The following is a 21,343-nucleotide window of genomic DNA, read 5'->3' as shown; positions in this document are numbered from 1 at the left end:
GTCCCCCTGCCTGTGTCTCAACCCGGACCCGAGTGGGTGGGGCGCTCAACCCCGGGGCCGGGGGGCGCCCGCCCGGGGGACGCCGGGGGGCCCGAAGGGTGGTGCGTGCCGTGCGCGTCCGCGCGCCTACCAGGAGGCGGGGTGCCAGACGCCGTTGTACCACTCCTCGTTGGCGCTGTCGTTGTGGTGGTCCATGTCGCGGTCCACGTTGTAGTTGTTGACGTGGTTGGCCGGGTAGGTCCAGATGCCGGCCGACTCGTCGCAGACGTAGTCCCAGTTGCAGATCGTCTTGACCGGCACGTTGCCGAAGTTGCGGTCGGCGCCGGCGAGCGGGTAGCCGATGAGGCCGCCGAACGGCACCGCCCCGCCGTTGGCCCCGGGCGGGCCCTGGCGCTTGGGGTCCGAGACGAGGATGGCGTTGACGTTGTCGAAGGTCCGCCAGTTCTCGCTGACCCAGACGTGCACGACCCCGGCGCCCAGGGAGTACCCGGCCATCTTGACGTGCTGGCCCGGACACGCGGCGCGCTGGTCGCGCACCAGCCGGTTCAGCTCGTTGACGCCCGCGCGCGTGCTCGCGCCGTTGGGGATGTCGGTGGGATACCCGACGTGCTGCTGGATGTTGCCGCGGAAGCCGTCGTCCCACCACTTGCTGCCGGTGCCGCCGACGACGATCGTGTAGGTGCCCTCGCACGGAGCGGTCACGCGCGTCGTGGCGGCCTGGGCCACGGTGCCCTGGGCCGCCGTCAGCCCGGTGGTCATCAGGAGTCCGGCCGCCGCGGCCGCGATCTTTCGTGCTCGCATTCGATTTCTCCCCACGCAGTGGGCCGACGCGTCCGCTCTCCGGTGTGGTGCGGTGCGCTGGGCGGTCGGCCGAGGTGTCCGGACGACAGTGACAGCGGGCGATGACATCGCGATGAAGCGCGTGGTGGACGGTCGTTCGTACAGCTCCCGGCGCGGGGAGGTGCCGGTCCGCCAGAGAACGCCGGTCCGTCAGGGAGCGCCGTCCGCCAGGTGGTCGAGGGCCCCGGCGATGAGGGGCTCGTGCCGGTGCGGGGCCAGCCGTTCGCGGTAGCGCAGGGCGATGCCGGGCGGGAGGACCCCGGTGACGTCGATGGCGTGGTGGACGGTGGTGGCGGCGGGACCCAGCTCGCCGAGGGCGAGGTGCGCGTCGAGTGTGTACAGCAGGGCCAGGGCCGTGTAGGGGGACGGCGGGGCGGCGGACGCCGGGGGCCGGGGGTGCGTCAGCGGGCCGAAGTACGGCTGGGCCCGGCGGGGCCGGCCGAGGTGGAGCCAGGCGGTGGCGCGGGCGACGGGCAGGTAGCGCTCGTGCAGGTCGAACTCGGCGGAGGGGTCGGGCGGGTGGCGGTCGTCGGGGGTGCCGGCCACGGCTTCCGCCCGGTCCAGCGCCCGCGCGCAGGCCTCGCCCTCCCCCAGGCGGGCCAGGGCGATCGCCTCCTTGAGGTGGAGCCCGGCCGATCCGCCCGGCGCGGGGTGCGGGTCGGCGAGGCGGGCGGCCCGCACGACGGCCAGGGCGTCGGCCGCGTCACCGGCGATGATGTGACGGTTGGCGAGCTGCGCGAGGGCGGCCGACACGCACCCGGTGTCCCCCGCGGCGGCGGCCGCGCGGACGGCGGCGAGGTTGTGGCGCTCGGCCCTGGGCTCCTGGCCGAGGGTGCTGGCGAGCCACGCGCAGACCAGGGCCGTGCGGGAGACGAGCCGCAGGAGCCGGCGGGCGGTGGGCCCGTCGTAGCCGGTGGTGGTCACCAGGTGGACGGCCAGGCGGTGTTCGGCGAGCGCGGCGGCGTACAGCGCGCCCAGCGGGACGAGCGTGCCGTTCTCGTGCTGTTCGAGGGCGGTCGTCCTGGCCTCGGTCCACTGCAGGCGCTCCTCGCGCAGGGGCGGGCCCTCGCGGCCCGGGGCGCGGCCGGATCCGGGCCCGGCGGCGCCGAGCAGGGCCAGTGTGCGCGTGAGCCGGGCGGCGAGTGCGGGGCCCTGCAGGGCGAAGGCGGACCAGCGGTCCTCCGCGGACGGCCGCCGGCCGTCGTGGGGCGTGCCGGTGCCGGCCTCGGCCGCCTCCGCTCCCGCCAGGTGCAGCCAGTGCGGCCAGCCGAGGCGGCGGACCTCGCCGGCCGGGACGCCGTGGATGCGCGCCATGGCGAGCTGGGCGGAGCGCTCGGGGACGATCCGCCCCGCCTCCCAGCGCGACACCTTCTCCCGGCGGGCGGCCATCTGCCCCAAGCCCAGGTCGGCGTGGGCCCGGGCCACCAGACCGGCGTACTCGGCCTGGGACACGCCCATCGCCGTCCGCAGCAACGTGAGGGGATGCGCCATGGCGGGACGAACCTCGCAGGAGCCGGGGCCACACCGGCTCGCGGGTGGGGGAACCCCGGCTCCGGGAACCGCTCCCCATCCTAGGCGCGGAGCATCCCGGGCGCGGAGCATGCCGGGCGCGGAGCATGCCGGGCGGGGCGGAGCATGCCGGGCGCGGAGTTCCCCCGGCACGACACCCGCCGGGGGGCGCGGAGCCCGTCAGGCGGCGACGAGCTCGCGCAGGTCGATGCCGCGGTGCAGGGCGCGCAGGTCGTCGAGCAGACCGGACGGCGGCACGGCGAGCACGCCGCAGCGCGCCCGGTTGAGGCAGTGGCGGGTGACGGAGCCGGGCAGCAGCCGGCGCAGCCTGCCGCGCGCGCCGCCCTGGCGGCCGGTGCTGACCACCAGCAGGTCGCCCGGGCGCTCGGCCAGCCCGGTCAGGACGGGCCCGGCCTGACCGCGGACCACCATCGGCTCCACCGGCACGCCGATCGGCAGGCCGCCGAAGGCCTCCTCCAGCGCGCGGTCCAGGCGGGTGCGGGCGGCGTCCTCCCACTCGCGCAGCAGCGGCGGGCAGGGCTGCGCACGGTAGTTGCGCTCGCCGCCGACGGGGGTCCAGGCGAGCACCGGCACGAGGACGGCGCCCCGGGCCCGGGCCTCGGCCGCCGCGCGGTGCAGGGCGGTCAGGCTGTGCAGCGAGCCGTTCACTCCGACGATGACGCGTGCGCCGTACGACATGATCCTTCGCTTTCCCGTGTCAATCCCGCTTGATGTCTGCGATTACATTGACACAGTCCCGCATAGACCTGCAAATGCAAGGTATAAACTGAATCCTTCCTTTCATCTCCCGGTCATGCCCTTCACGCTTCCCGCACCTCCTGGAGCAGCCCCCAGGTGAAGTCCGCGGTGTACGCGCGCACCCGCCCGTCCTGGTCCGGGACGCCGAAGTCCAGCTGGAAGCGGGTGGGGGCGCTGCCCTCGCGCGGCACGGCGGGCGGGAAGGCGGTGGCGACGTCGCCGACCACGCAGCTCCAGGGCGCCAGGTCGGCGGGGGTGCGCAGCTCGGGCGCCGGGGTGCCGGCGGCGCGCACCAGCCACTCGTTGAGCAGCGGGGCGCCGGCGTCGGCCGGGCCGAGCAGGATCTCGAAGCGCAGGCCGGGCCAGAGCGGCAGCTCCCACTGCCGCGCAGTGCAGGCGAGGTCCCCGATCGGCCGCGCCACGCTCGCCCCGGGCGGTCCGAGGACGGCGGCGTAGCGGGCGGCGCCGCGCGGGAAACCGGGCGCGCGGACCATCGCCTGCCAGCGCTTGTTCGCCTCGCGCATCCCGGCCCGGGTGGCCCCGAGCCGCCGGACCGCGTCCTCGACCAGGTCGGGTCGGTAGTCGGCCATCCTGCGCAGCAGCACCAGCTGGAACTCGGTCGCGCCGAAGCCGTTGATCGCCATGCCCGCAGGCTACGTCGGGCGCCTACTCCCCCGTCCGGCCCGCCGCGTCGCGCTCGGCGAACACCTCGCGGGCGGCCGCGATCCCGTTGAGCGCGGCCGGGAAGCCCGCGTAGACGGCCATCTGGGTGATCGTCTCGACCGCCTCCTGCCGGGTGCCGCCGACGTTGAGCAGGCCGTGCAGGTGGACCCGCAGCTGCGGTCCTGCGGTGCCGAGCGCGGTGCAGGCGGCCACGGTGGCCAGTTCACGGGTCTTCAGGTCGAGGGCGGGGCGGGAGTAGACGTCGGCGAAGGCGAAGTCGACGATGTGGTCGGCCAGGGCGGGGGCGATGTCCGCGAGCGAGGCGACGACGCGCTCCCCGGCCTCCCCGTCGACCCGCTCCAGCGCGGCGAGCCCGCGCTCGTGCCGCTCGCGCAGCGTCTCCGCGCCGTCGGCCTCGCTGCGGACGGGGGTGAAGTCGAGCCCCGGCCGGGCGGCGAAGGCGGCCTTCGCCACGGCGATGCCATTGAGCGCCGCCGGAAAGCCGGCGTAGACGGCCACGTGGAGGACCGTCTCGACGATCGCGGACGGCTCGACGCCGACATTGAGGGCGCCGTCGATGTGGAAGCGCAGCTGCGGGGCCGCGGTGCCGAGGGCGGTGAGGGCGGCGACGTTGACGAGCTGGCGCTGGGCGAGGGTGAGGCCGGGGCGGGCGTAGACGTCGCCGTAGCCGAACTCGACGGTCAGCCGGGCGAGGTCGGGGGCGATGCCGGCGAGGCCGTCCAGGACTCCGGCGCCCTCGGGGCCGGCGACCTCGTGCAGGAGAGCCAGCCCGCGGGCGTGGCGGTCGGCGGACGGGGAGGCGGGAGCGGCGGGAGCGGTCACGGCGGACTCCTTGGGATTCCGGATTGGCGTTACGAAACGTTTCGTAACGTCGATGAGGCTAGAGCGGTCCCGCGCCGACTGTCAAAACGAAACGTAACGTCACGTCTGGGCTAGACTCCCGGCCATGAGCCCCCAGCCGAACCCCGAACGCCGTAGCGAACGCGCCCGCCGTGCCGTCCTGGACGCCGTCTTCGAGGTGGCCGCGGCCAAGGGGTACGGCAAGACCACCATCGAGGCCGTCGCCGCGACCGCGGGCGTCGGCAAGCCGACCATCTACCGCTGGTGGCCCTCCAAGGGCGCGATCGCCCTGGACGCCGTCAACGACCGGATCGGCGACTCGATGGACTTCCCCGACACCGGGGACGTCGCCGCCGACCTCACCGCCCAGCTCACCGCCGTGGCCGCCATGCTCACCGGCGACACCGGCACGCTCTACCGCGGCATCATCGCCGAGGCCCAGAGCGACCCCGCCCTGGCCGCCGCCCTGCGCGCCACCTTCCTCGAACCCCGCATCGAGCGGTGCGTGCGCCGCCTCGACACCGCCGTCGCCGCCGGCCAGCTCCGCGCCGACCTGCCCACCCGCACGATGGTCGACATCCTCTACGCCCCGGTCTACTACCGCGTCCTCCTGGGCGCCGGCCCCGAGGAGACCCTGCGCAGCCCCCTGCTCGTCACACCGGTCCTGGAAGGCCTGCGCCCGGCCTGACGCCCGCCCACTAGAGTGGCGGAATGGCCCGATTCGTCCTGACCCGCCGCTCACCGCTGCCGCCGCAGGAGTGCTGGGCGCGGCTCACCGACTGGCCCCGGCACGGGGACCGGGTGCCGTTCACCCGGGTGGGGGCGGTGCGGGGCAGCGGGCGGGCGGTGGGGGACGTCGTCCTGGCGCGAACCGGCCTGGGGCCGCTGCGTTTTGACGATCCCATGGAGATCGTCGCGCTGGACGCACCCGATGGCGTGCGGCCCGGGGTGTGCCGGCTGGAGAAGCGCGGGCGCGTGGTGCGCGGCCACGCCGAGCTGCGGGTGCGCGCGCTGGGCGCGGGCAGCGAGGCCGTGTGGGAGGAGGAGCTGCGGATCGCCGGCCTGCCCCGCCTGTTCGACCCGCTGGTGGCCGCCGCCGGGCGGGCCGTGTTCGGGCGGGTGCTGGACCACCTGCTCGCCCCGGCCGCGGGGTGAGGCCTCCCGGCCCCACCGTGCGCGTGCCCGTGCGGCGTTGAACCGCTGGGACGACATCGGCCCGGGCCGCCGCGCGGCGGGGTTCCGGCCCGTGACGGGACGTGTAGAAACGGCTGCACCTGGCCGGGCGGCGGGCGCTTCGCCGTCGCCGCCCGAAGCCCCAAGCCACTCCTCGCTCAAGGAGACCCGGACGCATGCTGAGAATCACCGCCGACGTCTACTCCGGCCGACCCGACCCCGTCGCGGACATCACCGATGAGGCGCAGGCGCGTGCGGCCCTGCGGGAGTTGACGCGGGACCGGAGCCTGTTCACCGGCTCCCGGCCCTCCGAACCGCTGACGGGCGGTCTGGGCCTGCGCGGGTTCTGGCTGGAGACCTTCGACGACGGGCTCGCGCGCGACTTCGACGTGGACTCGCGCCTCTACGTCCCGGTGGGACCGCAGGCTCCCGCCGGGCGCGTCGCGGAGGTCGCCGAGCGGCTGATCACCATCGCGGACTGGAGCCAGGCCCCCGACACGTTCGCCGGAGCGACGCCGCCGCTCGACGCGTCCTTCCGGGAGTTCCTGCTCGGGCAGCTGTCGGGCAGCAGCGGGATCTCCGCGCAGGACGGGGTCGAGCCGGCCGGCGGCGCGCGCGAGGAGCGCCCCGCGGTCACCTGCACGATCGAGCTCGGCGCGTTCAACCCCGGGTTCTGGAACAACGACCCCACCGTCCAGGCCAACAACAACTGCTACAACTACGCCAGCAACTGGCGCACGAACACCTTCGCGCAGCCCGGACGCGGCTGCGGCAGCATGTACACGCGGATCGACTGCGCCGAGGTGACCCGCGCGGCGCTCTGCGACGGCATGCACCACCGGTTCGACTGCTTCCCCGACGGCGAGAAGCCGCGCTACCTCGTCGCCCTGGTCGTCATCCCCGGCGGCGGCGACTTCCACTGGTACCGCAAGCAGAAGGAGGGCTTCTGGGGCCACAAGCCGGGCGGGACGGCGGCCCGCAACTACGACAACAGCGGGAACGTGATCTACAACCCGGAGACCGCCGACCGCGGGCCCTACACGATCTTCTGCGGCTACTTCTACGGGTGCAACAGCCAGCGGCAGCGGATCCGCTGACGGGCGGTCACGGGTGATCGTCGAGGTGGACCTCTACAGCGGGCGGCCCAACCCCCGCTTCCCCCTGGAGCCCGCCGCGGCAGGCGAGTTGGCGCGCCGGATCGAGGCGCTGGCGCCGGCGGGCGCCGGCGCGCGGCCACGGGACGGGCTCGGTTACCGGGGACTGCGGGTACGGACCGGCCCGGACGACGACGCCACCGCCGCCGAGATCGTCGTGTCCGGCGGACTGGTGACCCTGCACGACCCGGACGGACCGCCGCGCCGCCTGCGGGACCCCGGGCGGCAACTGGAGCGGTGGCTGCTCGACCAGGGCGCGGGGAACCTGGACCCCGAGGTCCTCGCGACGGTCCGTCAGGACCTCGCGCGATAGCGGCGGGGCGGGATATCCGGGAAAAAGAGGGCCATGGTCCCTTCCGGATCACCCGTCCCGCCCTTCGGATCGGCCATCGGACGGCCACAACCATCCGTACAGAGAGGATGGTTGTGCCCCCGCGCGAACGCGGCCGGAAATAGCGGGTGGCGATCGTCACATGCCCATGAGGCCCGGTCGCTTTGAGTAATGCGATAGTCTCCGACGGTGATTGGCGCGCTCGCGTCACGTAGCGGCACTCCCCTGACCTGGGAGAAGTCCGCGAAGTAGCCATGGGCACATCGGGTTCAGGCGTGCATGAAGGTCGTCGCGGGGTGATGCCGAATCACCTCGCGTGATTTTACGTGCCTTTAATCAGCCGGACCCGCGCTGGAAAGAAAGAAGGGTGTCGTGAACAAGACTCGGTTAGAAGCCATCGGGGCCTACCTCCCCACGACGGTGATGAGCACCGGGGAACTCCTCGGCCGCCTGGAGAAGGCGCCGGAGTTCGACCTCGTGAAGATCACCGGGACGACGGAGCGGCGGGTGGCGGACGACACCGCGCACGACCCCGAGGACAGCCTGACGATGGCCGTGGCCGCCGCCCGGGACTGCCTGGAACGCTCCCGCCACGCGCCGGACGGCATCGACGCCGTGATCTCCTGCTCCATCAGCCGCATGGCCGACGGCGGACGCCTGCAGTTCGAGCCCTCCTTCGCGCACCGCATCGCCGAGGAGATCGGCGCGCACCACGCCCTGCGCTTCGACGTCTCCAACGCCTGCGCCGGCATGATGACCGGCGTCCTCCTGCTGGACCGGATGATCCGCGCCGGCACCGTGCGCAACGGCCTGGTCCTGAGCGGGGAGCAGATCACCCCCATCGCCTTCACCGCCGCGCGCGAGATGGAGGACAGCAGGGACCCCCAGTTCGCGTCGATGTCCGTCGGGGACTCCGCCGTCGCGCTGGTGATGGACCGCGCGACCGACGACCGCGACGTGATCCACGACATCGAGCTGATGACGTGTTCGGAGTACTCGCACCTGTGCCTCGGCATGCCCAGCGACGGCACCGGCGGCATGGCCATGTACACCAACAACAAGGAGATGCACGCCGAGGACCGGCTCTCGCTGTGGCCGGCCTTCCACGGGGACAAACTCGCCGAGCAGGGGCGTCAATTCGCCGACGAGGGCTACGACTTCGTCATCCAGCACCAGGTCGGCACCCGGTTCGTGGACTTCATGAACGCCACCGGCGCGAGCCGCTTCGGCACGCCCATGCCGCCGTCCCTGTCGGTCGTCGACCGGCTGGCGAACACCGCCACCACCTCGCACTACCTGGTGCTGCACCAGGCCCTCGCCGAGGGCCGCATACCCGACGGCTCGAAGGTGCTGATGGTGCCCGCGGCCTCCGGTGTCGTCACCGGCTTCCTGTCCGCGACCGTCTCCTCCCTGAAGGTGTGACCATGGCCACCGTCATAACCTCGGCCGCGCTCGCCCCGGCCGACGGCTCCGGCAGCTCCATCGGCCACGCGGCCGCGGCCGGCCGCGCCTGCCTGGAGCGGGCCGGGCTCGCCCCCGGCGACGTCGACGTCCTGATCAACGTCGGCGTCTACCGCGACTCCAACATCGTCGAGCCGTCCGTCGCGGCGCTCATCCAGAAGCGCCTGGGCATCAACCTCGACTACCTCCGCTCCCCCGAGCGGCGGGCCGCGTTCTCCTTCGACCTGATGAACGGCGCCTGCGGCGTGCTCAACGCCGTCCAGGCGGCCGACGCCCTGCTCGCCACCGGCGGCGCCCGCCGGGTCATGGTGGTCTGCGCCGACACCCACCCGTCGTCGGACGCCTCCCGCGCCGGCACGCCCGCCTTCCCGTACGCGAGCACCGGGGCGGCCCTGCTGCTCGAACGCACCGACGACGGACCCGGCTTCGGCCGGGTGCACCACCGCTCCCTGCCCGGCGGGCACGGGGTCAACGGCTACCTGCCGCTGCCCGACGTCGGCGCCGACGGACGCACCAGCATCGTCGTGGACCGCGACGACGACGCCCTGGACCGCATGCTGGACCTCGCCGCCGACTCCGTGCGCACCGTCCTGAGCACCGAGAACGGCACCGACGGCGGCACCGACGGCGGCCCCGACGCCGCCCGGGCCCGCCTCGCCCTCGACCGCACCCTGCTCGTCACCTCGCAGCCCTCACCCGGGTTCGCCGCCCGCCTGGCCAAGCGCCTGGGCCTGGCCGCCGACGCCGCCGTCACCGTCGAGGGCGTCCACGGCGACCCGCACACCTCCGCGCTCGTCCACGGCTACCTCCAGGCCCTGGACACCGGCCGGCTCGCCGGACACGACCAGGTGCTCTTCCTCGCCGTCGGCGCCGGGCTCACCTCGGCGGCCTCGCTCTACCGCCTGACCGCCCCCGGCACGGACGGCGTCGACGGCAGCGGCGACAGTACCGGCAGCGGCAGCGGTACCGGCAGCGGCGACGGGGGGACCGTCCGATGACGCCCGCCCCCTCCCTCTCCCGCGACCAACACGCCTCCCCCGCACGGCTGTTCGCCGACCACGCCGCCCGCACCCCCGACACGGCCGCGCTCGTCCACCCCGACGCGGACCGCACCGAAGCGGACGGCCGCGCCGCCTACACCACCGTCGGCTACGCCGAACTCGCCGCCACCGTCGCGGCCTGCGCCGCCGGCCTGGAGGCACACGGCATCCGCCGCGGCACCCGCACCGCCCTGCTGGTGCCGCCCGGCGGCGACCTGCTGACGCTCGTCCTCGCCATGCTGCACGTGGGCGCCGTCCCCGTCGTCGTCGACCCCGGCATGGGCCTGGAGCGCATGCTCGACTGCCTGCGGCGCGTGCGCGTGGAGGCCTTCATCGGCGTCCCGAAGGCCCAGGTGCTGCGCCGGCTGCGCCCGCGCGCCTTCGCCGGCGTGCGCAGCTCCGTCACGGTGGGCGGCCCGGACGGCACCGCGCTGCGCAGGCTGATCGCCGCCGGCGCCGGCCGGCCCCCGCTGGCCCCCGCGCCCACCGGCCCGGACGACCTCGCGCTCATCGGCTACACCACCGGCAGCACCGGCCCGGCCAAGCCGGTCGAGGTCACCGTCGGCATGCTGCTGGCGATGGCACGGGGCAGCGAGGAGGCCCACTTCACGGACGCCGAACGGACCACTCTGGTCACCATGCCGCTCATGGGCGTGTTCGACCTGGTGGCCGGGCGCACCGTGGTCGTGCCGAGGATGGACATGGCCCGGGTCGGCGCCGCCGACCCCGCGTCGCTGGCCGACGCCGTGCGGCGCTTCGGGGTGGACGCGATGTTCGCCTCCCCCGCACTGCTGGCCCCGCTCGCCGCCCACCTGGCCGCGACCGGCGCCCCGGTGCCCTCGCTGCGCCTGGTCATCTCCGGCGGCGCCCCGGTGAGCCCCGCGCTGCTGGCCGGGCTGCGCGCCGTCCTGCCCGGCGAGGCACGCGTGTTCAGCACCTACGGGGCGACCGAGGCCCTGCCCATGGCGCTGCTGGAGAGCCGCGAGGCCCTCGCCGACGCCGCGGACGGGCCGGCCGCCGGACTGGGCGTCTGCCTGGGCCGCCCGGCGCCGGGCATGGCGGTGCGCACCGTCGCGATCGGCGACGACCCGCTGCCCCGCTGGACGCCCGGCCTGGCCGTGCCCCCCGGCGAGATGGGCGAGATCGTGGTGAGCGGACGGGCCGTCAGCCCCCGCTACTTCCGCGCGGAGCGGGCCGACGCCGACCACAAGATCCAGGACGGTGACACCCGCTGGCACCGCACCGGTGACGTCGGATGGATCGACGAGCAGGGCCGGATCTGGTTCTGCGGGCGCAAGAGCCAGCGGGTGCGGACCCCCGAGGGCGACCTGCACACGGTGCGCTGCGAGGGCGTCTTCAACGCCCACCCGCGGGTGCGGCGCACCGCGCTGGTCGGCGTCGGGCCGCGCGGGCGCCGGCGGCCGGTGCTGTGCGTGGAGCTGGCGCCGGGCACCGGCCGGGAGCAGTGGCCGCGCATCGAGGAGGAGCTGCGCGCCCTCGGGGCGGACCACCCGATGACGAAGCCCGTCGCGGACTTCCTGGTGCACCCGGCGTTCCCGGTGGACGTGCGCCACAACGCCAAGATCCGCCGGGAGCTGCTGGCCGGCTGGGCCGAGGACCGGCTCACCGGCGGCCCGCGCCCCGGCGCCGCGGACCTGGCGCTGCGCGCGGTGCCGCTGGCCGGCTGGGCGTACCTGGCCGCGTGGCCGCTGCTGCCCTGGGAGCACCCGGTGCTCACCGCGCTGTGGTGGGTGGACGCCTTCCTGAGCGTCGTCGTCCACGCGGCGCAGATACCGGCCGCGCTGCGGGCCGAGCAGGAACGCGCCACCGCCCGCAGGCCGTCGGCCACCGCCGCCCTCACCATGCTCTTCGGGGCGACGTGGTGGCGCCGGGCCCGCGGCGGCGCGAAGGGCGGCGCGTCGTGAAGGTCCTGGTGACGGGCGCGTCCGGGTTCCTGGGCAGCCACATCGTCGACGCCTGCCTGCGGGCGGGCGACGAGGTCCGCGTGCTGGTGCGCGAGGGCAGCGACCTCGGCCACCTGCGCACCGTGGCGGGCGTCGAGTTCGCCTTCGGCGACCTGCGGGACCAGGCCTCGCTCAGGGCGGCGGCGGACGGCGTCGACGCGGTGCACCACAGCGCCGCCCGGGTCACCGACCGGGGCACCCGGGCCCGGTTCTACGCCGAGAACGTCGACGGCACCCGGCGGCTGATGACCGCCGCCCGCGACGCCGGGGCCCGGCGGTTCGTCTTCATCGGCAGCCCCAGCGCGCTGATGGGCGTGCGCGACGGCGACCGGCTCGGCATCGACGAGAGCGAGCCCTACCCGCGGCGCTTCCTCAACCTGTACTCGGAGACCAAGGCCGCCGCCGAACGCCTCGTCCTGGCCGCCGACCGGCCGGACTTCACCACCGTCGCGCTGCGCCCGCGCGCCGTGTGGGGCCCGCGCGACCACTCCGGGTTCATGCCGCGCCTGCTGGCGAAGATGATGGCCGGGCGCCTGCCCGACCTCTCCGGCGGCCGGCCCGTCCTCGCCTCGCTGTGCCACTGCGACAACGCCGCCGCGGCGAGCGTGCGCGCCGCCCGGGCCCCCGGGGTGGGCGGCCGGGCCTACTTCGTCGCGGACCCGGAGCCGGTGGAGGTGTGGAGCACCCTGGCCGCCCTCGCCGAACGCTTCGGCGGCACGCCCCCGACCAAACGGGTCCCCCTCCCGGCGCTGAAGGCCGCTGCCTTCGCCGCGGACCTGCTCTGGAAGCTGCCCCCGCTCGCCGAACGCACCTCCCCGCCCCTGTCCCGCTACTCGCTGGCCCTGCTGACCCGGTCCGCCACGTACGACACCTCGGCAGCGCGCCGCGACCTGGGCGCGCCGGTGGTGGACCACGCGACCGGGATGGCCCGGCTGGCCGCCTGGATCGAGGAGATCGGCGGCGTCGACGAGTTCACCAGGAAGGTGAAGCCTTGATCGCGCACAACACGGCCGCCGCCTCCGCCTTCCGGCGGCCCGTCTCACCCACCGAGTGGTCCTACCTCGCCGCCGCGCGCCTCGGCGAGCTGATGGTGATCCAGCTCGTGGTCGAGGGCGCCGGGCGGATCGACGCCCGGGCACTGGCCGGGGCCGTGGCACGGGCCTCGCGGGCCTGCCCCGGCTCTCGGGTCGTGCGGCGCGGGCGGACGTGGCACGACAGCGGGGTGCCGGCCAGGGTCGTGGCCGTCGACGCGCCCGCCTTCGACCGCGCCGCGCTCACCGGACTGCCCGAGCTGACCGGCCACCTGGCGCAGGCCGAGGACTCCCCGGCCTGCGAGGTACTGCTCCTCACCGGGAAAGCCGCCGGAGAAGCCGCCGGGGAAGCCGCCGGAGAACCCGCCGACGAGCCGACCACCGTGGTCTTCCGCGCCGCACACGCGGTGATGGACCTCAAGGGCCTGCAGACCTGGGCCGCCGAGGTCTTCCGCGCCCTGCGGGGCGAGCCCGCGCAGGACGCCGCGGACCCGCTGACCGACCACCGGCTGCTGGCCGCGCTCGGCCGCAACGGGCAGCGCCCCCGCCTCGGGCTCGACCAGCGCTCGCCGCTGGGCGGCCCGGCGGGCCCGGTCGCCGTGTGGCGCCGGCGGACCGTGCCGGGCCGGGCCCCGGCGGCGGCCGCGCGGGTCTCTGCGGCGCTCGCCGGGGCCGTCGGCGCCCCGGCCCGGATCATGGTGCCGGTCGACCTGCGCCGGCACGTGCGGGCCGCGTCCGCCACGGCCAACCTCACCCTGCCCGTGTTCCTCGACGTGCCGCCCGGCCAGGACCCGGACACCGTCCACCGCCGGCTGCTGGACGCCCTCGCCGAGCGGCGGGAACTGGCCACCGGCACCGAGGCGGCGCTCGCCCGGCTCCCGCTGCCGGCGGCCGCCGCCCTCGTCCGCGCCTCCAGGGCCGCGGAACTGGCCCGGCACCGCCACCTCGCCTCGGCGATCGTCTCGCACGCCGGCCGGCTGGACCCCGCGGAGTTCGGCACCGCCGCCTTCACCGCGACGACCGCCTACGCGCTGCCCGTCCACGCGCCCCTGGTGCCGTTCAGCGTCGTGCTGCTCGAACTGCCCGGCCACACCGAGCTGGTGGTCTCCGCCCGGGGCGCCGCGGACGTGGGCGAGCGCTGCGACGCGCTGATCGACCGCATCGCCGAGGCGCTCACGACCGGCGAACCGGCCACTGCTCCAAGGCAGTTGCAGCCGGGAGCCGCCGAACGGCTCCTCGCCCCGGGCCCCGAGGGGCTGCCGCCGCTGGACACCACCGTCGTCCAGCTGTTCCGCGCACAGGCCGCCCGCTCCCCGCAGGCCACCGCGGTGACCGGCGACTGCGCGCACTGGTCGTACGACGAACTCGACCGGCGCTCGGACGCCGTCTGCGCCGCACTGCTCGCGCGGGGCGTGCGGCGCGGCGAGGTCGTCGGGCTCCTCGCCGACCGCACGGCGTACGGGCTCGCGGGCGTGTGGGGCGTCCTCAAGGCGGGCGCGGCGTTCCTGCCCGTCGACGTCCGCAACCCGGCGCGCCGCGTCGCGGAGCTGCTGGGCGACGCGCGGGCCCGGTACTGCCTCACGGAGGCCGCCCGGGCGGGCCTCGCCGAGGACTTCGACGGAACGTCGATTCCCTTGGAGAGCACGGCGGACGGCATGCTCGACGAGCAGGCGCGCGAGACGGTCGCCACCGCCGCGCCGGGCCCGGACGACCTCGCCTACGTCATCTACACCTCCGGCTCCACCGGCCGCCCCAAGGGCGTGCAGGTCGAGCACCGGAGCCTGGTCAACGCCGTCGGCTGGCTGGCCCCGCTCATGCGCTGCGACGAACGCACCCGCGCCGCCTACTCCTTCTCCCCCGGCTTCGACCTGTCCCTGATGCAGATCTTCCCGCCGCTGCTGCACGGCGGCGCGGTCGTGCCGGTGCCCGGCGAGCTCGACCACCTCAAGCTCCGCGACATGTACGAGGGCCGGCTCGCCAACACCCTGTCGCTCACCCCCACCCACCTCGGCCTCGCCGCCCGCCTCGGCATCCGCCCGGCCGGCATCCGCGCCCTGCAGCTCGGCGGGGAGAACCTCACCGCGGCCACCGCCCGCCGGGCGCGCGAGGACTTCGGCCCGCACTGCCTCATCGTCAACGCCTACGGCCCCACCGAGGCCACGCTCGCCTGCACCGTCGCCGTCGTCGAGGACGGCATCACCCGCGGCTCGGCGCCGATCGGCGTCCCCGTGCACCGCACCGGCGTGAGCGTGCTGGACGACCAACGGCGCGAAGTCCCCGACGGCCGGCCCGGCGAGCTGTACGTCACCGGCGCACAGCTCGCCCGCGGCTACCTCGGCCGCCCCGACCTCACCGCCGAACGCTTCGTCCTCCTGCCCGACGGCCGCCGCGCCTACCGGACCGGCGACCTCGTGCTGCGCCTGCCCGACGGGCAGCTGGAGTACGCGGGCCGCGTCGACGACCAGGTGAAGATCCGCGGCCACCGGGTGGAGCCGGCCGAGGTCGAGACGGCGCTGACCGCACTGGCGGACATCGCCCAGGCCGCCGTGGTCGCCCGCGGCCGGACCGGGGACGTGCGGGCCCTGTGCGCGTTCGTCGTCCTCGCCCGGGGCGCCTGCGCCGCCGCCTTCGACGAGGGCGCCGTCCGGGCCGAGCTGGCCCGGACGCTGCCGCCGCACCTGGTGCCCACGGTGGTGCGCGTCCTGCCCGCGCTGCCGGAGACCGCCAGCGGCAAGACCGACCGCAAGGCGCTGCCGGACCCCTTCGGCGACGCCACCGCACCGGCAGGGCCGGGCGACGACCGGGGCGTGGCGGCCGTGACCGCGCGGATCTGGTCGCGCGTCCTGCGCTGCGAGGCCGCGTCCCTCGACGACTCCTCCGACTTCCACGCGCTGGGCGGCGATTCGCTCGCCGTGCTGGAGATGCTGTCGGCCCTCGGCGAGGAACTGCTCGGCGGGCAGCTGCCCGGCGGCTCGGCCGAACGGCGGCTGCTGGACCGGCTCGGACCGCTCGGCGACGGGCTCACCCTGGGCCGCGTCGTCACCGCCGTCGACACCGTACGGAGCGAGGCATGATCTTCGTCGGCGAGGGCGCGCTGCTGTGGCGCGCCGTACGGCACACCCTGGACAGCGGACTGCCGGTGGACCTGGTCTGCGGCCCGGCCACGGACGGCGGCGCGGCACCGCCCGGCGTCCGCCACCTCGCCGCCGCGGACGTCAACACGGTCGCGGACGAGCTGACGGCGGCCTGCACGGACGGGCTGGTCTGGTCGGTCAACAACCGGATGATCTTCCGCGCCCCCGTGCTGTCCACCGGCCTGCGCGTCCTCAACGTCCACCACGGCCCCCTCCCGGCCTACCGCGGGATGCCCGAAGTCGCCCTGGTGTACGCGATGCTGGGCGGCGAGGCGGAGTTCGCCGCCACGCTCCACCGCGTCGACGAGGGCATCGACACCGGCCCCGTCCTGGCCCGCGAGCCCTACCCGATCGGCGCCGACGAGCCGTACCACGTGGTGATGCGCCGGGGCCTGCAGGTCTGCCACCGGCTCTTCGAGCGGTGCCTGCCGCTCGCCGCGGCCGACCCCGACTGGCCCGGCGACCCCGGTGCCTCCGTGGGGGCGGGGGACGGCGGCTACTACGGCCGCACGGCGCTGGCCCGCCTCCCCCTTTGGCGCGAGCATCCCGAGTACGCCCGCGCCACCGACCTGGGCTTCCTCGCCGGCTACCTCCCCGAACTCGCCGAAGCCCTGGGCTGACGGCGAGGGGCGGGGGCGGCCCTCACTCCTCGTCCTCGCCCTCCGCCCTGGACAGGGCGTCGGTGATCAGCCGGATCGCGAAGTCCTGGTCGCCGCCGGACATCCGGTTGACGTGCTCGGCGAGCAGGGCGACCGTCGCCTCCAGCGGGTTCATCTCGGCGTCCGTCCAGGGCCCGTACTGCGCGCGCCAGAGGTTGGGGCTCAGGCCGCTGCCCGCGGCGATCAGCAGGCCGGCCATCATGGGGACGACCTCGGGGCGGAACGTCCTCGGCATCATCCGCATCGTCGAGACGAGGGTCGGCACGATGTGCTCGACGACGTCCTTGTCGTGCTCCTCGCAGACCGTCCGCATCCAGCTCATGTACATGTACACGAGCGTGCACGCGCCGTCCAGCAGCTCACCGAACTCCGCGGGGCCCAGCGACGCCGCGAACTCGTCGAGCAGGCGCTGGCGTTCGGGGTCCGCCCGCCACCGCCTGACCACCACCGCCCCCGAAGGCGCCCAGGGCCTGGGCCTGACCCCGCGCGAGACGGACGTGCTGCGCCTGGTCGCCGAGGGCCACAGCAACCGCGCCATCGGCGAGGCCCTGTTCATCTCCGCCAAGACCGCCGGCGTCCACGTCTCCAACATCCTCGCCAAACTCGCCGTCACCTCCCGCACCGAGGCCGCCGCCCTGGCCCACCACCGCCGCCTCTTCGACTGACATCCGCCCCTCCCGGCGGCAGGCCCCGGCACGCCGGGCGGCCTGACGGAACCCTCCGGGGGCGAGGGGGTGTGAACTGCTGGGGATCGAGGTCGTTTTCGTGCGCATGGGTGTCCACAGGCTTGTTTTCGATCATGGCTTGTTGGATCGGTGAAGTGACTGTCGGTGGCGTGTGCCAGGGTGGTGGCGCTGACGGAGAGGGGAGTGGCGTGACCGGGCCGGGGAAGCCGCTGCGGCGGATCGACGTGCCGTTCGTTTCGCTCGGCCCGTCGGGTGTGACGGTCCGTGACCGGCTCAAGGGCCTCACTCCCGAGGACGAGAGGGTGTTGCGGCTGGTCGGCGAGCACCTCGGTTCGCTGGCGTCGCGTGACCTCAAGGCCCGGTGCGCTGACGGTCTGGAGCACAGCAACCAGACGTGGGCCGCGCGCAAGCGGGACCTGACCGTGCAGTCGTCGTCGCGCTGGGCGGGCTCGATCACGAAGGCCACGCACGATCAGTGGGCGCTGTCGCGCCGGGGGCAGGCCGCGCACCTGGACTCCCTGGACACCGGAATCCGCACGATCTGCCACCGGCTGTCCCTGCCGGTCGGAGAGAAGGGCACCAAGCGGTCCCCCGGCGGATACCGCTCCAAGCGCGAGTGGTTCGTCAAGACCCGTCGCCTGGCGATCCTTGAGGAGCGCCGCGAACAGGTCGCGGCCGACCGCGACAACGGCGTCGTGCATGTGGTGCGCGGCGGCCGGAGGCTGCTGGGCACCCGGCACAACCTCGCTGCCGCGCAGCTCACCGAGCAGGAATGGCGGGAACGCTGGGAGACGGCGCGCTGGTTCCTGTCGGCTGACGGGGAGTCCGGAAAGCGGTTCGGGAACGAGACGATCCGCGTCACCCCCGACGGCGAAGTGTCGATCAGGCTGCCCGCCCCGCTGGCCGACCTGGCTAACGCCCCACATGGCCGGTACGTGCTGGCCGCGAAGGTGACATTCCCGCACCGGGGGCAGGAGTGGGCCGACCGGATCGAGGGCAACCGGGCGGTGGCGTACCGCATCCACCTGGACGTGTCCCGGGGCCGCTGGTACCTGGACGCCTCCTGGACCCGGCCGGTCGTGCAGACCATGCCGTTGTCCGCGGCCCGTGCGGCCGGGATGGTCGGGGTGGACACCAACGCCGACCACTTCGCGTGCTGGCAGCTGGATGTCCACGGCAACCCGGTCGGCGAGCCCCACCGTTTCCCCTACGACCTGTCCGGCACCGCCACCCACCGCGACGCCCAGATCCGGCACGCCATCACCCAACTCCTCCACTGGGCCCGAGCGCTGCGGTGTCACGGCGATCGGCCTGGAGAGCCTGGACTTCACCGCCGAGACCACCCGCGAGAAGCACGGCCGCCGCAAGCGGTTCCGGCAGCTCGTCTCCGGCATCCCCACCGGCAAACTCCGTGCCCGGCTCGTCTCCATGGCCGCCGAGCTTGACCTGGTCATCGTCGCCGTGGACCCCGCCTACACCTCCCTGTGGGGCGCACAGCACTGGCAGAAGCCACTCGCCACTCCCACCCGCACAACCACCCGACACGATGCCGCGAGCATCGCGATCGGACGACGCGCCCTCGGACACCCGATCCGGCGACGGACGGCACCGCCCCACGACGACCGGAGTGATCGTCGCGGGCATCGGACCGCCCAGGCCGGACCAGGCGACCGGGGGCATGAGGAAACCCGCCACCCCGCCACGGACCGTAGCCAAGAGCCACGCGCCCGAACGAGGACCACGAGAACGCGGGCGACCAGCGCACCCAGAACCGTTCGGGATGCGCGCAGTGACCAACCGTGGGTCCAAGACTCACTCCTGCTCACTGAATAGGAACGGTAGGCGCACCGTTCGGGCCCGGTCCGGCGAACCACCGCTCCCCCGGCGCGGGGCGGGTGGCGCGCGCCGGGCGTGCGGGCCGGGGAGCCGGGTCAGTCGGGTCAGCCGGCCGTGTGCTGGCGCACCGCCTCGATGAAGCCCCCGGTGGACGGCCCGGACAGGGGGCGGCCGTAGGCGTCCGCGATCTGGTCCAGGGCGGTGAGTCCGGCCGTCCAGCCGTGCCGGTCGAGCCAGTGGTGGGTGTCGGGGCCCAGGCCGCCGCGCCACAGGCTGGTGACGTGGGCGAGCGCCGGGTCGTGCGGGGTGCGGCTCACGTCCCGGCCCCGCTCCAGCAGCAGCCGGCTGCCCGGGGCCGCCAGGGCGGCGACGGCCGTGAACAGGCCGGCCGCCTCCTCGGCCGTGAAGTAGACCAGCAGTCCCTCCGCGAGCCACGCCGAGCGCCGCGCCGGGTCGAAGCCCGCCGCGACCAGGCGCTCGGGCCAGCGCGGGTCCAGCAGGTCGGCCGGCAGGGCGGTGCGGTGGCCGACGGGTACGGCGCCCGCGTCGTCCAGGACCTTCTGCTTGAAGTCCAGCACCGGGTCCAGGTCGAGCTCGAACACCCGGGTGCCGGCCGGCCAGTCGAGCCGGTAGGCGCGCGTGTCGAGGCCCGCCGCGAGCAGCACGACCTGCTCCGCCCCGTCCGCGGCGGCCGCGAGGAGACGGTCGTCGTAGAAGCGGGTGCGCAGGATGCCGTGCGCGACTAGGCCCTTGGCCAGCCCGCTGAGCCCGGGACGGGAGGCGGCCGGCTCCACTCCGGCGGCGGTGATGAACGCGGTGGCGTACGGGTCGACGAACAGCGCGTCGGGCCGGGCGCTCTCGTAGGCGCGCACCCTGGCGACGGACAGCGCGGTGCGGGACACCGGGCTCAGGGCCTGGGGAGTATCGGAGGTCATACCGCGCAATCTAGCCGCCCGCCCGGAGCCGCTCCGGGGCCTTTTCGGCCCCGGCGGTGTCCCGATTGCGGGTGAACGGGCGCGGCGCGTCGGCCCGGTGACGCAGCGGATGCCCGGCGGGCCGCTAGGACGGGTGGATGCGCCTTCCGTCCCTGGCCGCGCTCCCCGCGGCGGCCGTGCTCCTCATGCTCCCCGGCACCGCCCACGGGCTCGCCCCCGTGGCAGCCGCGGCACCGTCGGTCTCCCGCCCGTCTCCTCTCGCCACACCGCTGCCGGAGTACCGGTTCACCGGCGCCGGGTTCGACGCCTGCACGGCCCCGCCGCTGGAGGCCCTGTCCGTGTGGCGCACCGCCTCGCCGTACGGCGCGGTGAACATCTACAGCAGCGGCCGCCAGCGCGGCTGCGCGCAGCCCCGGCTGACGCCGCAGTGGGTCACCGAGGCCCGCGCGATGGGCTGGAAGCTGGTGCCCACGCACGTCGGGCTCCAGGCGCCGTGCGCCGAACGTGCGGACAAGCCGCTGCGGATCGACCCGGCCCGGGCCGAGGAACAGGGCGGGCAGGAAGCCGACGAGGCCGCGGCGGCCCTGCGGGCACTGGGCCTGGGCGCGGGCAGCCCCGTCTACCTCGACATGGAGGCCTACCCCGCCGACGACGCCGAGTGCAGCCGCGCGGTCGTCGACTTCACCGTCGGCTGGACCGAGGCCCTGCACGCCGCCGGCTACCGGTCCGGCTTCTACTCCAGCCTGAACTCCGGCATCGCCGACATCGTCGACGCCGCCCGCAGCGGCCGCGCCCCCCTGCCCGACGCCCTCTGGTACGCCCGCTGGGACCGCAACCCCACCACCACCGGCCAGCCCGGCCTGCCCGACGACCTGTGGACCGGCCACCACCGCATCCACCAGTACCGCGGCAGCGCCGACGAGACCTACGGCGGCGTGACCCTCAGCATCGACCCCGACCAGCTCGACGGCCCGGTGGCGGGCGGCTTCCGGGGCGAGGACGGCTGAGCGGGCCGGGCGGCGAAAAACCCGGTCGCAGCGGGGCCGGGGCACGTGCGGCGTTCTCATCGCGGTCGATGACCGGTCCGCAGTGTTCGCAGCGGAAGGTCCGTACTCTCAGGGGCAGTTCGGGTTTCACTGCCTGGCAGTCGGAGCACGTCCTGGAGCTGGGGAACCAGCGGTCGGTGACTTCGAGCCGACCGCCGTCCGGGCGGGGCTCTGAGGCGGCACCCCCCAGACGGCCGGCAAGCCCCCCCCACCCGGTGATGCCGAACGGGGAATCACAGACACCAACCACCGGGGATTAAT

19 protein-coding genes and 2 pseudogenes are annotated in these 21,343 nt (G+C 75.0%); 13 read left to right on the top strand and 8 right to left on the bottom strand.

Features of this window, described 5'->3' with window-relative positions; all coding sequences use genetic code 11:
- Positions 1-126: 126 nt before the first annotated feature.
- The 5 genes from ACFXDE_RS19650 to ACFXDE_RS19630 all read right to left on the bottom strand — a co-directional run bounded on the left by ACFXDE_RS19650 (position 127) and on the right by ACFXDE_RS19630 (position 4,614).
- Entirely contained in the window at positions 127-801 is a 675-nt protein-coding gene (locus ACFXDE_RS19650; RefSeq protein ID WP_380440417.1) for a cutinase family protein, read from the bottom strand.
- Positions 802-990: 189 nt separating this feature from the next.
- A complete protein-coding gene (locus tag ACFXDE_RS19645) occupies positions 991-2,331 on the bottom strand; it encodes a hypothetical protein (RefSeq protein WP_380495905.1) in 1,341 nt (446 codons plus the stop codon).
- Positions 2,332-2,529: 198 nt separating this feature from the next.
- A complete protein-coding gene (locus ACFXDE_RS19640; protein ID WP_380440413.1) occupies positions 2,530-3,048 on the bottom strand; it encodes a universal stress protein in 519 nt (172 codons plus the stop codon).
- A gap of 122 nt (positions 3,049-3,170) precedes the next feature.
- On the bottom strand, positions 3,171-3,752 hold the full coding sequence (locus ACFXDE_RS19635) for a hypothetical protein (RefSeq protein ID WP_380495903.1): 582 nt from the start codon (positions 3,750-3,752) through the stop codon (positions 3,171-3,173).
- A 22-nt stretch (positions 3,753-3,774) separates the two neighbouring features.
- Positions 3,775-4,614: a carboxymuconolactone decarboxylase family protein gene (locus tag ACFXDE_RS19630; protein WP_380495901.1), complete on the bottom strand. Its 840-nt coding sequence runs from the start codon at positions 4,612-4,614 to the stop codon at positions 3,775-3,777.
- Positions 4,615-4,738: 124 nt separating this feature from the next.
- On the opposite strand from ACFXDE_RS19630, the gene ACFXDE_RS19625 reads away from it, so the two are divergent.
- The 10 genes from ACFXDE_RS19625 to ACFXDE_RS19580 all read left to right on the top strand — a co-directional run bounded on the left by ACFXDE_RS19625 (position 4,739) and on the right by ACFXDE_RS19580 (position 16,540).
- Complete coding sequence (locus ACFXDE_RS19625) at positions 4,739-5,320, top strand: TetR/AcrR family transcriptional regulator (RefSeq protein ID WP_380495899.1); 582 nt, start codon at positions 4,739-4,741, stop codon at positions 5,318-5,320.
- A 23-nt stretch (positions 5,321-5,343) separates the two neighbouring features.
- Complete coding sequence (locus ACFXDE_RS19620) at positions 5,344-5,787, top strand: SRPBCC family protein (protein WP_380495897.1); 444 nt, start codon at positions 5,344-5,346, stop codon at positions 5,785-5,787.
- Positions 5,788-5,981: 194 nt separating this feature from the next.
- On the top strand, positions 5,982-6,902 hold the full coding sequence (locus ACFXDE_RS19615) for a hypothetical protein (RefSeq protein ID WP_380495895.1): 921 nt from the start codon (positions 5,982-5,984) through the stop codon (positions 6,900-6,902).
- 13 nt (positions 6,903-6,915) lie between these two features.
- Positions 6,916-7,272, top strand: a complete 357-nt coding sequence (locus ACFXDE_RS19610) for a hypothetical protein (protein ID WP_380495892.1) — start codon at positions 6,916-6,918, stop codon at positions 7,270-7,272.
- A gap of 441 nt (positions 7,273-7,713) precedes the next feature.
- Positions 7,714-8,712 carry a 3-oxoacyl-ACP synthase III family protein gene (locus tag ACFXDE_RS19605; RefSeq protein ID WP_380495890.1) on the top strand — a complete coding sequence of 333 codons (999 nt, stop codon included), beginning with the start codon at positions 7,714-7,716 and terminating at the stop codon, positions 8,710-8,712.
- Positions 8,713-8,714: 2 nt separating this feature from the next.
- Positions 8,715-9,749: a hypothetical protein gene (locus ACFXDE_RS19600; RefSeq protein WP_380495888.1), complete on the top strand. Its 1,035-nt coding sequence runs from the start codon at positions 8,715-8,717 to the stop codon at positions 9,747-9,749.
- Complete coding sequence (locus ACFXDE_RS19595) at positions 9,746-11,716, top strand: fatty acid CoA ligase family protein (RefSeq protein WP_380495886.1); 1,971 nt, start codon at positions 9,746-9,748, stop codon at positions 11,714-11,716. Before ACFXDE_RS19600 ends, ACFXDE_RS19595 begins: the two co-directional genes overlap by 4 nt.
- Complete coding sequence (locus ACFXDE_RS19590; protein WP_380495884.1) at positions 11,713-12,750, top strand: NAD-dependent epimerase/dehydratase family protein; 1,038 nt, start codon at positions 11,713-11,715, stop codon at positions 12,748-12,750. The genes ACFXDE_RS19595 and ACFXDE_RS19590 overlap by 4 nt, the downstream gene beginning before the upstream one ends.
- Positions 12,747-15,860 carry a non-ribosomal peptide synthetase gene (locus ACFXDE_RS19585; RefSeq protein WP_380495882.1) on the top strand — a complete coding sequence of 1,038 codons (3,114 nt, stop codon included), beginning with the start codon at positions 12,747-12,749 and terminating at the stop codon, positions 15,858-15,860. The genes ACFXDE_RS19590 and ACFXDE_RS19585 overlap by 4 nt, the downstream gene beginning before the upstream one ends.
- Positions 15,857-16,540 (top strand): formyltransferase family protein, encoded by a 684-nt coding sequence (locus ACFXDE_RS19580; RefSeq protein ID WP_380495880.1) that lies wholly within the window; start codon positions 15,857-15,859, stop codon positions 16,538-16,540. Before ACFXDE_RS19585 ends, ACFXDE_RS19580 begins: the two co-directional genes overlap by 4 nt.
- A gap of 22 nt (positions 16,541-16,562) precedes the next feature.
- Here ACFXDE_RS19580 and ACFXDE_RS19575 read toward each other — a convergent pair whose 3' ends face one another.
- Entirely contained in the window at positions 16,563-17,135 is a 573-nt protein-coding gene (locus ACFXDE_RS19575) for a hypothetical protein (protein ID WP_380495991.1), read from the bottom strand.
- On the opposite strand from ACFXDE_RS19575, the pseudogene ACFXDE_RS19570 reads away from it, so the two are divergent.
- Both ACFXDE_RS19570 and ACFXDE_RS19565 read left to right on the top strand, forming a co-directional pair.
- Positions 17,041-17,244: pseudogene (locus tag ACFXDE_RS19570) on the top strand (response regulator transcription factor); the annotation flags it as partial. The gene ACFXDE_RS19575 and the pseudogene ACFXDE_RS19570 overlap by 95 nt on opposite strands.
- A 209-nt stretch (positions 17,245-17,453) precedes the next feature.
- A pseudogene (locus ACFXDE_RS19565) lies at positions 17,454-19,098 on the top strand (IS200/IS605 family accessory protein TnpB-related protein).
- 107 nt (positions 19,099-19,205) lie between these two features.
- On the opposite strand, the gene ACFXDE_RS19560 reads toward ACFXDE_RS19565, so the two are convergent.
- Positions 19,206-20,036, bottom strand: coding sequence for an SAM-dependent methyltransferase (locus ACFXDE_RS19560; protein WP_380495878.1), 831 nt, complete (start codon positions 20,034-20,036; stop codon positions 19,206-19,208).
- Positions 20,037-20,173: 137 nt separating this feature from the next.
- On the opposite strand from ACFXDE_RS19560, the gene ACFXDE_RS19555 reads away from it, so the two are divergent.
- Complete coding sequence (locus ACFXDE_RS19555; RefSeq protein WP_380495876.1) at positions 20,174-21,043, top strand: DUF1906 domain-containing protein; 870 nt, start codon at positions 20,174-20,176, stop codon at positions 21,041-21,043.
- Here ACFXDE_RS19555 and ACFXDE_RS19550 read toward each other — a convergent pair.
- Positions 20,979-21,332 carry a zinc ribbon domain-containing protein gene (locus tag ACFXDE_RS19550; RefSeq protein WP_380495874.1) on the bottom strand — a complete coding sequence of 118 codons (354 nt, stop codon included), beginning with the start codon at positions 21,330-21,332 and terminating at the stop codon, positions 20,979-20,981. The two genes, ACFXDE_RS19555 and ACFXDE_RS19550, sit on opposite strands and share 65 nt — an antisense overlap.
- Positions 21,333-21,343 lie beyond the last annotated feature (11 nt).

The organism is Kitasatospora sp. NPDC059408, assembly GCF_042751525.1.
Taxonomy (GTDB): Bacteria; Actinomycetota; Actinomycetes; order Streptomycetales; family Streptomycetaceae; genus Kitasatospora.
The sequence above is the reverse complement of the archived record's forward strand: the minus strand, read 5'-3'. Positions and strand labels throughout refer to the sequence as shown.